Here is a 12765-nt window from a genome sequence, read left to right on the forward strand (position 1 = left end):
TTTTATACAAAACAGTTTTCGTGATGTACTAAAATATTTTTTCAGGCTGCATTTCCTGTTTGGGAAATCGAAAGTTGATTAACTAATTCCAATAATGGTTCAATTTCGAGAGGCTTATACAGGCATGTGTAAGCATTGTTGTCAAGTGCTTCCATAACGAGATGAGACACCTCATTTCGATACCCAGTCATCATGATAAAGACAGCCTCAGGATTCACCTCTTTAATTGCTAAAAATGTTTCTAATCCATTTATCGACGGCAACTTGATATCAATGAGGATAATATCGAAAATCATGCTATTAACTAGTTGAATCGCTTGCTCGCCAGTAAAACACGTGACAACTTTGTAACCCTCATTAGAAAAAATGCTTTTTAAGGTAGCGCTGATACCTTCATCATCATCAACGATCAAAATAAAAGTTCCGCGTTTTGCTTTATTGATAAGTGGAATCATGGCAAGCACTTTATTCAAATCGAGTGGTTTGCGAATGACCGAATGTGCACCTTCCATTAATGCTTCTTGGATCAGCGATTCGACTGAATAGGCCGTCATCATTACAACGGTAGCATCTGGATTAATCTTTTTAATGTGCTTATATGACTCTACCCCGTTCATATCTGGCATTTTAATATCCATAAAGATGATATCGAAAAAGTTTTCCTTAACTGCTCGAATGGCACTTGCACCATTGCCTGCTGTCAAAACCTTGTATCCTTTATCTTGGAGAACAAAGGACATTGTTTGGCTTAAATTAATATTATCATCGACAATGAGAATGCTATCTTGCGTTGTCACCGACTATCTCCCGTTGCTGTTGTATTGGAAACGTTATGAAAAAGGTGCTACCCACTCCTTTTTTGGTCTGAATTTCAATACTCCCTTGATGCCTTTCAACTAGAAGCTTTGTAATGGCTAATCCTAGACCAATACCCTTTGCACGTGTAGTAAAAAGTGGTTCAAATAATTTCGCTAAATTACCATCATCTATTCCGCCACCAGTATCTGTAATAGACACTTGAACTTTATCAGGTGTCACTTTTTTCGATTCAATAGTTAATTGACCGCCATTAGACATTGCCTGAACAGCGTTGGTAAAAAGATTGATAAACACTTGCCTCATTTGATCTGGGTCAACAAATACATTGGGTAATTTTTCATCAAGCTTTATAATGAGGGCAATGTTGTTTGGGATAGGCACATGGGTAAATGTTTCGTAAATAATATCCTTTAATACAACTTCGCGCACTACAATTTGCTTTGGGCGCGAGAAATCCAAAAGGCTGGTAATAATCGCTTCAGTTCTTGTAATATCTGTTTCGATAATTTTTAATGTTTCTTTGACCCGTGGTTCAGGGGCTTCTATTTTCATATTGAGAAAATAGAGGCCATTTTTAATGGAACCAAGCGGATTCCGCAGCTCATGAGCAACACCACCAGCCAGCTGACCAAGGGCGGCCAGTCGTTCTTGCCGCACCAAGCTGTCTTGTGCTTTAACAAGCTCTGCTGAGCGTTTGGCTAATTCACGGTTGCTGCGCCGGGCTTTTGCTAATGCTTGTTCTAATGAACGAGAAGCCAACCAGGAAATAAGTGCTATGAAAAAAAGTGCAACATAGGAAACCACGTTTGGGATAAGGTCAATTCTGATTGAGATCAGGAGAAGTAGTAGATTGACTAATGTCGCCACGATAAAGCTGGTGTAGGGTTGCAAAATAATGCTTGATATTAATACGGGAATCGTCATCATAAATAGCGTACGGCCGTTTACTACTTCCTCTGGCACATCCCCAAACGATATGCCCAGTGTCAATAAAACCAAAAACATCCAAGCCGCTATTTTTACCCATCCCTGCCGGTTAATCACGTAAATACAAGCAACGCCTAGCAAAACCGCCAAGCTAACCCAAATGGCCAACCTTTCATCGGAACTCCCTTCCCCAATAACAAACAAGCTAATAATTACAAAAGCGGGAATCAGAAATGCACCCAAAAGCAATGTATTCAATAATCTTGCACGGCGCTCGATATCAGGATCCTCTGAAGGGGCATCTAAAAGATAGTTGATAAGGGTTAGCATTTTTGACATCTACAGAAGTTCCCCTAATAAAAGCGCACTAAGTACAGATGACTCAACAACGAGTTCTGGAGAGTACAAACTTTTCCCAATCCAAAGAGGCAGCCTCATTTCCTGATGGTCATTCAACCAGTCGACACCACGTCGAATAACCTGCTTTGGTACTTTATGACCAAATCTACGTGAAATCGACAGTGCTTGAATACAATAACTTGTTTCTTCTGCTGAAGGCACATAATATCCCCAGGAACCGTCCTCATTCTGGCTGGATAAAGCCCACTCGATACTATCTTTTACAAACTCATCAATATAGCCACTACATGCAATAATCGCGTGGCACGTTGGGTAAAAAGGAGATGCATGCCATTTATCGACCCAGAATCCATCGGCAAATCTTGATCTTTGTAAAAACGACAGAACATTTTGCACCGACTGATTTTCTATGGGCAATTTTGCTTGTCGCAAAGCAGCTAAAACATGAATATTCGTGCTGAGAGACGGATCGGCTTCATATTCAAAACATAAAAAATGGTCATCTCTTTCAAAACGAAGCACAGCTTCGATATCTACATCCCGTTTATAATGATTGAGTACTTTATATGTCACGCTTGTATCATCACCGTCGGGCAATGTCAAACCGATACAAGAAGCAATACCCATAGTCGAACGCCACTCTTTTTCGAGTTTATCTAGAATTGGTTGACAATGCTGAAGAATAACCTGATCAAGTGGATCGACAAGTGATAAGTTCCACAAAGTCCATGCATATTCAAAGATTTCAATTGGTGTGACATATGGTACCGCGCCGCCAACTGCGGCATTGTGCAAATAATCTAATGCTTTTTCGTTCTCTGGCTGAAAATGGAGAAGATAAAAAGCAGTTGAAGATGGGCTATATGAAATCGAGCCATTTAATTGTTGTAATTTCTCTTCATTGAGCAAGTGCAAGTTGTCGTCACCTACCATTTCAGAAGAGAAAGCGGCCGTCATTGAACGGTTGATCGTTGTTGGCAAGCGCGACAATTTTTTATCCCGCTCCTTCATTAATTTTTTGAAAAACCCATTTCTTTGGATTTGAAGAATACCTAATTCTTCTGCCTCTGAAAGCAAAGTGGGGAAAATCAGTTCAAAACCGATAGTGTATCCCATTAAATCAGTATGCAGCCGATTAAGCGTCATTTCAAGGCTCACTAACCCCTTTTGCCAGCGAGCTCGATCACTTTCGTCACCATATTTAGCTAATGCAATAACAGCAGCAAGGGTGCATATCGCTCGTTCGTGGTAATAGATCGGTTTTTCTGCTCCCCAACAGCCATCCGCTAATTGATTCTGTCGGAGCCATTCTAAAGCTTCAAACCCTAAGGGCAATCCAATTGTGCTAAGACGCGCAACCCAAGCTGTATCATAGGGAGAAGGCGTAATTTGGCTTGATCCAATACTGTCCAATAATGAGATGATTTTTTTCTTTAAGTCCATTAAATTTATCCGCAACAAATATATCTCTACTAGGCATCATCCAATAAAAATAGTTGAGGCGTTGGATGCCATACGCCCCACTCTGTGTTGTGAACGCCTACGCCAAGCGTGTTTTCTAGGTTAAGGTGATAGAATTTATGCAAGGTGTTTAATTTCTCTTCAGTCAATTTTTCGTACCCCCCTTCATGATAATTTCTTGCAAACAACAAATCGTGAAGAATTAGACGCAACTGGCGTTGATTAAGATAGGGTAGAGGCGCAACAGAAAAATATAAACTTTCTTTATATAGGCTAATTAAAGGAACATCTGAAACATGTGGCTTCCCAGAGTTTAGAAATAGATCAATCTCAGGAATTGGTTCACCGTAATAAAGCTCTATTAACTTTTCCTTGTTCGGTACAATTGCGTGTTTACTTGCATAATCAATGGCCATCTGCGTAATTGCTTCAATTGCGTCATCTGCACAGATGCCCCAAAAAATGCGATATTGAGTATGATTTAGCGTTTTCTCCGTAAGCTGATCAAATAAGTGGGACAGATGCGCATGTGATGTTGTGGCCAAGCATTCATGATACTGACCATAAAAACGGGCACGTACCTGATAATCTTTGTAGAAGTCTAGATATCTTGAATGCGTTGCAACCTGCTTAAGTGCGCTTGCAGCAACTTGTAAATACTGTTCGCCTCGTTTCATAATATGAGAATTGAGCATTGGCAGAACCAATGTATCAATACCATGCTCAAACAGCATTTTACATATTTCAATTAATCTTTTTGATGTTTCTTCAATATATTTGGAGGTGAGTTGGCCAGAGTTTTTTGCATGCTCTAAGACAAACCATCTGCGCGTTCCGTTGAAGATCAAAGCACATACTTTTGGTCCAGTTGATTGCATTAACTGGGCTATCTCAACTGTTTCTAAAGCAAGAAATTTGTCAATTTCCATTCACGCTCACCTCGCATATCCATACCGACCATATCTTCACATAAAGGTAAGTCAGACTATGAAGAATGACTTAGGTTGTTCTGTAAATGATAAACGGCTCAAAACGATTCTCACCCATTTACCCTACTTCATCTTTTTTGTGTTCACTATTATGATGCTTCAATGCACACTCCGTATTGGACATCTAAACTGGAATTTTGTCACATTCGATTTCTTAAAAAGGCAATCCCTACTACTGCGGAACTTGCTCAGGGGAACGCCACCTTTTAACAAAACAGGTTGTCCAAGCAATGTAAACGACAGCATCAATGTTCTCCGAACCGAGCATGTTGGTAGTTGGTATACACGACTCAGGGTCTCAGATGGAAGGCAGAATTCCTGTTTTTACAGGAGAATCAACTGGCAAAATGCCACGATTGTGTATATCTTTGAGGTTCAACAAAAACTTGACTGGTAAGCAAATAATCACAAGATTTTCAAAATATTCAACCCCAACCATCCGCTCAATTGGCCATTGGCTACTGCTGCTACTCATCCTAATGCTGCCGTTTGAGCTGGATCAGCCCATTGTGCATGTGGGGCCATTGGCAATTACCAATGTGGAGCTTGTGTTGGGATTGACTTTGTTGGTGGCGGGGTTACTGTGGTGGCAACAACGGCCGTTCAATTCACTGCCGGCTCATCGCTGGATAGTTTTGTTAGTGGCGGGGGGGATGTTTGTGGGTACGGCCGTTTTAGCCCCCGAGCAGAGCGGCAACGCCCTCAAAGCCAGCTTGCGGCTGCTCAGCGGCATTGGGCTGGCATTGGCGGTGCCGCAGCTTGTTGGCAACGCAGCCCAGCGCACCAAACTTATTTGGGCAATGATTGCTAGCGGTCTGCTGATCGCTAGCATTGGCATATCAGAACTGTGGCTAGGGCGTGAGTTGGGCTGGCTGCTGCCGTTTCGGGCGGGGATTACCGTGGCGGGCGAGTTTTTACGATTAACGGGACCGCTGGATTACGCCAACCACGCAGCCATGTACCTGGAAGCGATTGTACCTTTGCTGCTAATGGTCGGTTGGCTTTGGTGGCAGCGAACGAGGAAAACGGCCGTCTTCCTCCTTAATCTCCTCTTTTTGCTCCTCCTGCTTCAGGCCAGCTTCCTCACGCTCAGCCGCGCCGCGTTTCTAACAATTGGCACTGTGAGTGGGGCAATGTTACTATTGTCGCGTTGGCGACTTAAAATAGCGCAGCCGTGGCTGGGCCTTCTAGGATTGGTTGGATTGCTGTTCGTCTTCCATAATTATGCCAGTGAAGCGTTTCGCTTACGGCTGGGGAGCGAGGGAGACAGCAGTTGGTATCTGGCTGAATGGCAGGTTCCCCAGACGCTTACTTTGGTAGCCAACGAAACACACAATGTCCCCCTTACAGTTACCAACAATGGCACATTGATCTGGTCTAGCCAGCGGCAACCACCCATCAATTTGGGAGGTCGCTGGATTCAAAATGAGAGCGGCCTACAGTTGGCGGAACCGCGCTGGCCGTTTGATCAGCCGGTGCTACCCGGCCAGACGGTCTCGTTGCAAATTCCGCTGCGGGCACCAACCACGCCGGGTGAATACACCTTAATTTGGGACGTGGTGCAGGAGCAAATTACCTGGTTTGGCGAGAAGAGTAATCTCTTTGCCACAACCTCGGTAGTTGTTGTGCCAGGTAATGCGGAAGCAGATTTGCCGCCGGATACGGCCGTTCCCGCCTGGGCGTATCAACTGCCCATCCCGGACCGCAGCACGCTGTGGCCACTGGCGTTGCAAATGATTGGGGAACGGCCGTTGCTGGGCATCGGCTTGGACAATTTTCGGCTAGTTTACGGCCGTTTGCTTGGCGCAGCTAGCTGGAACGAAACCATCCACACCAATAACTGGTATCTGGAATTTCTGGTGGGGGGCGGATTATTGGCCGCGGTTCCCTTTTTTGTTTGGTTGATTTGGGAGGGTAAAGCAGCGTGGCACGTTTTGCGCCAACGTCCCGTAGACGCGTGGCAAATGGCTATTTTTGCCAGCTTATTGTCCTATCTGATTCACGGCTTGGTTGACTTCTTTTTGCTGTTCAACAGCACCGGATTGCTTTTTTGGCTGCTGGTTGGCCTCTGGTGGCAATCGCAATATGTAGCCGCGGATTCTTTCCGCGCTGCCAAAACAGAATAAGAAAGTGCGGCTACTTTTGTTTTGCCATACTGCGCTAATCAATTGAGGAGACTGGATGCGAATTGGGTTTGATGGGACGCCACTTTTGGGACAACGCTCTGGCGTTGGGCATTATACAGGCCGCCTATTGACGCATCTGGTTCAGCAACATCCAGAGTGGGAGTATTTGCTCTTTAGTAATCACCCGTTAGCCTCACTGGAAGCGGAACTGGCGCAGATGCGCCTAGTCGCCCGTCAGTTTATCAGTCGCTTTGTCTGGATGCAGCTAATGCTTCCCCGCATTATTCGGCAAGCAAAGCCGCAACTTTGCCATTTTCCCAACAACACCGCCCCGCTTAGGGCAAGCTGCCCAACCGTCATCACCATTCACGATGCCTCTCTGTTTTTGCACAGCACATACCATCCAATGAGCCGGTTGCTGGCTTTACGCTTGCTGCTGCCGCATGTAGCTCGGCGGGCAACGGCCGTTATCACCGTTTCACACCACGCCCGCCTGGATTTAATGCGCATCCTCAAACTCCCCGCCGAGAAAATCCACGTCATTCATGAAGCCGCCCCCGACAACTTCCAGCCGCTCGAAGACCGTGTTCAGAGAGAAAAATTGCGCCAGCACTACCGTCTGCCAGATAAGTTCATCCTGTTTGTAGGTACGATTGAGCCGCGCAAAAATCTGACCCGGCTCATTAGAGCCGTAGCCAGCCTACGCCGGCGAGGGTGCGGGGCGCGGCTGGTGCTGGTTGGCCCTAACGGCTGGCTGCTCAATGGCTCATTGCAAAAAGAGATTGAAAATTTAGGTTTGCAGGACGTGGTACAAAATCTGGGCTACGTGCCTCAGGAAGATTTGCCCGGAATTTATTCGTTGGCCACGCTGTTTGCCTTCCCCTCGCTGTATGAAGGATTTGGTTTGCCGCCGCTGGAGGCAATGGCCTGCGGCACGCCCGTTCTCACTAGCCGCAATTCTGCCATGGCAGAAATTTGTGGGGATGCGGCCTATCTGGTCAATCCGCAGGACGAGGCGGCCATTACCGATGGGTTGGCCACGCTCTTGCAAGATGCCGATTTACGCGCCCACCTGCGGCAAGCGGGTTTGGCTCGCGCCAAGCAATATTCCTGGCAGCAGACGGCGCGGGAAACGGCCGCAGTCTATCAACAAGCGTTAAACGGGAGCCACCCATGACTTTTTTGCGCCAAATTAGCCAAATGGCCTTTGGCCTGATGCTCTTCTTGCTTTTGGTGAGCCACGCCAGCAGCCGGGGTGGGCCGTTTAGCTGGTTGCCGCTGCCATTGCCAACGGCCGTTTCCGGCTACGGCTGGCAAATTGGCGTCCTCTCACTGTTGCCACTGTTGGTGGTTGGCGACTGGTGGCTGGGCAAAAATGGTCAGTTCGCTTTGGGAAATCCAGTGATTACTGTGCCTTTGGCTGCATTTTCACTGCTGATTTTACTGTGCCTGACTGCGGATACCGGCCATTTTGCTGCAATGCTGGGGCTTTGCTGGTTCATTTACCTGTATTTGGCCAATCATCCCCACTGGCAGCAAAACAGGCTGTGGCGAGTGCTGGCGGCTGTTTTGCTAGTGCAGGGCACGGTTGCCATTGGCCAATTCATTTTGCAGCAGGAGTTGGGCATTGCCTGGCTGGGGGAACCCACGCTGGATTTATTGGTAGAAGGCACCAGCGTCGCCCAGCGTGACGGGCAAAACTGGTTACGCGCCTACGGCCTCAACAGTCATCCCAACCAGCTTGGCCTCTTGCTTACTGCCCTCATTTTGCTCATCTGGCCGCAGCATGAGCAGCAGGAAAACATTGCCCTGCGTGGCTACTTTTGGCTGGCGTTGCTGGTGGGCGTAGCGGGGTTGCTAGTGAGCTTGTCCCGCTCGGCTTGGCTGGCGTTGGGCGTGGGTGGCATCATATTCCTGACCCATCGTCGCCTGGCAGCGCGACGCTCCTGGCGGCATTTTGCCATGCCGCTGGCTATTCTGCTGGCGGGGGTTTTGCTGTTTGCTTTGGTTTATGGCGATTTGATGGCCAGCCGCCTGGTGGCGTTGGATTCGCCGCTGGAGAGTCGCTCTTTGTGGGAGCGGCAGCGGGCTTTGGGGATTGCAGTGCAGTTAATTGGCGAACGGCCGTTCCTCGGCACGGGTCTTGGGCACTATTTGCCAGCGGCGCAAGCCATCAATCCATCCGCCGTGACGGTACACAACGTCCCGTTGCTGCTAGGTGCAGAGCTGGGCGTGGTGGGCTTACTTTTGTGGCTGCTGTTTTGGCTGTGGCCGCTGAGTCGGTACGGCCGTTCACCCGCGCATCGTGCAGGAACGGCCATTTGGCTGGCACTCATCATTATGGGCATGGTGCATCCAGAACCCACCCTGCTTTTGCCTAAAGGGGCGGTACTGTGGGGGTTGGCAGCGGCGCAGTGGCACGCTGTAGAACCGGGAGGCAGCGCATGAGCCAGCTGCCCCAAAGCCGTCAGGCCACGCTTGAGCAAGCCATTTGGCGTACCCTGGCCTACGTCGATCTGTTCGATTACCCGCTAACGGCCGTAGAAATTCATCGCTACCTGGATGGCGTCGTGGCCACGCTGCACGACGTGAGGCAGGTATTGACCAGCCGCTCCGTTTTGGCAGCACAAGTAAGCTGTCTTCACGGTTTTTACTGTTTGGCAGGGCGGGAAGAGGTGGTCGCCCTACGCCAAATGCGGCAGCAAACATCGCAAAAATTGTGGGCAGAAGCGCGACGGTATGGCAATATCATCGCCCAGCTACCGTTTGTTCACATGGTTGCCGTCACTGGCTCTTTGGCCATGAGCAATGTGATTGATAAAGCGGACATTGATTATTTTATTGTGACGGAAAACGGCCGTCTGTGGCTAACACGAGCGTTAATCGTTGGCGTGGTCCGATGGGCAGCGCGGCGGGGGATCTTGCTGTGCCCCAACTACTTTGTGAGCGAATCGGCATTGGGCTTGGCCGACCAAACCATTTATACGGCGCGGGAAATTGCCCAGATGGTGCCACTCTCTGGCTTGCCAACCTACCAACGTTTGCGACAGCAAAATCAGTGGGTGCTAAACTTTTTGCCCAACGCAGACGGCCCGCCGCAGGTGCTGGCAGCAGAATCCCAACCCAAACGGTGGCTGCAAGCCGTAACGGAACTGCCCTTACGCACCCCGCTGGGAACCTGGCTAGAGCAATGGGAACAGGCACGCAAAATTGCCAAATTAACCCTTGAGCAAACTGTGTCAGAGGAAAGTTGTTTTACGGCCGTTATGTGCAAAGGGCATTTTCAGGCGCACCAAAAACGCACCCTCCGCGCCTACCAAAATCGCATAACCAAGCCATTTAACCCTAAAGGGAATAGTGAGGTTTAGGCTTCTTTAGCCGCGAATTTCACGAATTAGCGCGAAAATGGCTAGAAATTCGCGAAAATTTGCGTAATTCGCGGCAAATTTTTTTGATGATGAACGATATTCTTTTTGGTCAATCCTACTATCTAAAATTTGATCCCAAACTGTGGCAGGCGATGCAGCCTTACCCGCCGCTGGGGACACTCATTGCGGCCAGCGTGGCGTGCGAGCAAGGGTATGGCGTAGCCCTGTTCGATGCCATGCTGGCCGACTCCCCAGCAGCGTGGCAGGCAGCGTTGCAACAACACCAACCCCGCTTTGCCATTATTTATGAAGACAGCTTCAACTACCTCTCCAAAATGTGCCTGCTGGCCATGCGAGAAGCTGCCTTTACCATGATCGAGATGGCCAAAGCCGCCGGCTGCACCGTCATTTTGTGCGGCTCCGACGCCACCGACCACGCCGAGGCTTACCTGCAAAAAGGGGCAGATTACGTGCTGCTGGGCGAGGGTGAAGAGACGATGGTGGAACTTTTGGCGGTGCTAGACGGCCGTTCCGCCACCCCCTTCTCACAAATTACGGGGCTGGCTTATGCGGAAAACGGCCGTGTCCAGCAAAACCCCCACCGCCCCGTCCTCACCCACATTGATGATCTGCCCCGCCCCGCCTGGGATTTGGTAGACGTGGAAAAATATCGCCAGCTTTGGCAGGAGCGGCATGGCTACTACTCGATGAACATGGTCACCACGCGCGGCTGCCCCTACCACTGCAACTGGTGCGCCAAGCCCATTTGGGGGCAGCGGTACAACGCCCGCTCGCCCCAAGCCGTCGCCGCCGAAATGCGCTGGCTGCAAGAAACCTACCAGCCGGATCACATCTGGTTTGCTGATGACATCATGGGGCTGAAGCCGGGCTGGTGGCCTGAGTTTGCCGCCGAAGTGCAGGCGCAGGGGGTTCATCTGCCCTTCAAATGCCTCAGCCGCGCCGATTTGATTGTGCGCCAGCCCGACAATGTGCAAGCCCTCAAACAAGCCAACTGCGACATCATCTGGCTGGGCGCGGAATCTGGCTCGCAGCGCATCTTGGACGCAATGGAAAAAGGCACCACGGTTGAGCAAATTCGGGAAGCGACGCAAAAATTGCAGGCGGCGGGGGTAAAGGTAGGCTTCTTCCTCCAATTTGGCTACGTGGGCGAAACCTGGCAGGACATTCAAAAAACGCTCCAGCTCGTTTGGGATTGTCTGCCAGACGATATTGGCATTTCGGTTTCATACCCGCTGCCCGGCACGCAGTTCCACGAGCGGGTGGCCGCGCAGCTGGGCACGCAGCAAAATTGGGTAGACTCGGCTGATTTGGCGATGATGTACCAGGGAACGTACACGACACAATTTTACCGGCAGCTGCACACGGCCGTTCACCTGGAATTTCGGGCGCGTCGGGGGTGGGTAAAGCTACGGCCGTTGCTCACACAGCCCAGCCAATGGCGCGGCTCACATCTGTACGAACTGGCGGCGATTGCCTACCGCCGGCTCCGCCTGCCTCTGGCACGCTGGCAGCTCCGTCGCCTCCGCAAAAGCAGCCAAGCCAACGCCACGCTGCTGCCCCACATGCCGCTGGCACAATCTGCCCAGCCCTCGCCCCAGCCGGAGGAAACCCCATGAGCGCAGACGCAACGCCATGAATAAAAATCAACAGATTTCGCAGATTGACCAGATTTTTCTCTCTTTTCTCTGTGGTCTCTGTGGCAAAATTGTTTTTGGAGGAGGATAGCGGTGGATGATCGCCAATTTTCACAAGTGGCGGCGGCATTTTCACACAAAGCGGCCGTTTACGACCAGTTTGGGGTAGATCATGCCAACCTGACGCGAATGCGGGAAAAAGTGTATGCCCAGCTTGCCCGCTGGACGCCCGCAGGCAGCCACATCCTAGAGCTAAACGCGGGCACCGGCCTGGATGCGGTGGCACTCATCGAGCGAGGCTACCGGGTTCATGCCACCGACATCGCGCCAGGTATGGTGGCCGAAATCAGCCGCAAGCGGTCGGCGTTGGGGCTTGAAGATCGTTTAACCGTGCAACAATGCTCGTTTACGGAATTGGATCGGGTGGAAGGTGGCCCGTATGACGCCGTCTTTTCCAATTTTGGCGGGTTGAATTGCGTGAGGGAGTTAACGGCCGTTACCCAACATCTGCCCCGCGCACTTAAGCCTAGCGGTGTGCTTATCTGGGTCATCATGCCGCCCATTTGCCCGTGGGAGCTGCTGCGGTTTACCAAAGATTGGCGCATGGCCACCCGGCGGCTGCGGCGCAGTGGCGTCACCGCCAACGTGGAAGGCGTCACCTTCCAAACTTATTATTTCACGCCCCGGCAGGTGCAAAAAGCGTTGGGTGATGCGTTTCAATCGCTAGAGTTAAGCAGCTTGTCGCTTCTCACGCCTCCGGCAGACAATGACCAGTTTGCCCGCAATCATCCCCGGCTTTTCCGTTGGCTGACCAAGCTAGACAATCGCCTTTGCCGCTGGCCTTTTTTGAACCGCATGGGTGATTTCTTCATCCTGTCAGCCATAATGGCAAAATTTTTGCCCGAATAGGTTTAGGATTGGTAGGGGCGAGGCAGGTGACCACGATCTCCCAAATTTCGCCACCAGAATCTCCCCACCTGCCTCGCCCATTTTACATTGCAAACCAATTTGTCATTGCGGCATTTGGGCGAGGCGGTGGCGAGACCAGATCATTTGTTAC

At 50.0% G+C, this 12765-nt stretch carries 10 protein-coding genes; 6 read left to right on the forward strand and 4 right to left on the reverse strand.

Annotation, left to right across the window (positions count from 1 at the left end; all coding sequences use genetic code 11):
* Window positions 1–41 precede the first annotated feature (41 nt).
* The 4 genes from ACOQPU_RS11360 to ACOQPU_RS11375 are packed head-to-tail and all read right to left on the reverse strand — an operon-like array spanning window position 42 to window position 4496.
* Complete coding sequence (locus tag ACOQPU_RS11360; RefSeq protein ID WP_420645223.1) at window positions 42–797, reverse strand: response regulator; 756 nt, start codon at window positions 795–797, stop codon at window positions 42–44.
* A complete protein-coding gene (locus tag ACOQPU_RS11365) occupies window positions 781–2085 on the reverse strand; it encodes an ATP-binding protein (RefSeq protein WP_420645224.1) in 1305 nt (434 codons plus the stop codon). Before ACOQPU_RS11365 ends, ACOQPU_RS11360 begins: the two co-directional genes overlap by 17 nt.
* Window positions 2086–3549, reverse strand: a complete 1464-nt coding sequence (locus tag ACOQPU_RS11370) for a cyclase (RefSeq protein WP_420645225.1) — start codon at window positions 3547–3549, stop codon at window positions 2086–2088. It lies immediately after the preceding gene.
* A 29-nt stretch (window positions 3550–3578) separates the two neighbouring features.
* Entirely contained in the window at window positions 3579–4496 is a 918-nt protein-coding gene (locus tag ACOQPU_RS11375; RefSeq protein ID WP_420645226.1) for an undecaprenyl diphosphate synthase family protein, read from the reverse strand.
* A 446-nt stretch (window positions 4497–4942) separates the two neighbouring features.
* On the opposite strand from ACOQPU_RS11375, the gene ACOQPU_RS11380 reads away from it, so the two are divergent.
* The 6 genes from ACOQPU_RS11380 (at window position 4943) to ACOQPU_RS11405 (ending at window position 12614) form a co-directional block, all read left to right on the forward strand.
* Window positions 4943–6682, forward strand: coding sequence for an NBR1-Ig-like domain-containing protein (locus tag ACOQPU_RS11380; protein ID WP_420645227.1), 1740 nt, complete (start codon window positions 4943–4945; stop codon window positions 6680–6682).
* A gap of 55 nt (window positions 6683–6737) precedes the next feature.
* A complete protein-coding gene (locus ACOQPU_RS11385; protein ID WP_420645228.1) occupies window positions 6738–7859 on the forward strand; it encodes a glycosyltransferase family 4 protein in 1122 nt (373 codons plus the stop codon).
* Window positions 7856–9130, forward strand: coding sequence for an O-antigen ligase family protein (locus ACOQPU_RS11390; protein WP_420645229.1), 1275 nt, complete (start codon window positions 7856–7858; stop codon window positions 9128–9130). The genes ACOQPU_RS11385 and ACOQPU_RS11390 overlap by 4 nt, the downstream gene beginning before the upstream one ends.
* A complete protein-coding gene (locus ACOQPU_RS11395; protein WP_420645230.1) occupies window positions 9127–10050 on the forward strand; it encodes a hypothetical protein in 924 nt (307 codons plus the stop codon). Before ACOQPU_RS11390 ends, ACOQPU_RS11395 begins: the two co-directional genes overlap by 4 nt.
* An 86-nt stretch (window positions 10051–10136) precedes the next feature.
* Window positions 10137–11687 (forward strand): B12-binding domain-containing radical SAM protein, encoded by a 1551-nt coding sequence (locus ACOQPU_RS11400; RefSeq protein ID WP_420645231.1) that lies wholly within the window; start codon window positions 10137–10139, stop codon window positions 11685–11687.
* Window positions 11688–11798: 111 nt separating this feature from the next.
* Window positions 11799–12614, forward strand: coding sequence for a class I SAM-dependent methyltransferase (locus ACOQPU_RS11405; protein WP_420645232.1), 816 nt, complete (start codon window positions 11799–11801; stop codon window positions 12612–12614).
* Window positions 12615–12765: the final 151 nt, after the last annotated feature.

The sequence above is a fragment of the Candidatus Leptofilum sp. genome (genome assembly GCF_965223285.1).
Classification (GTDB): domain Bacteria; phylum Chloroflexota; class Anaerolineae; order Promineifilales; family Promineifilaceae; genus Leptofilum.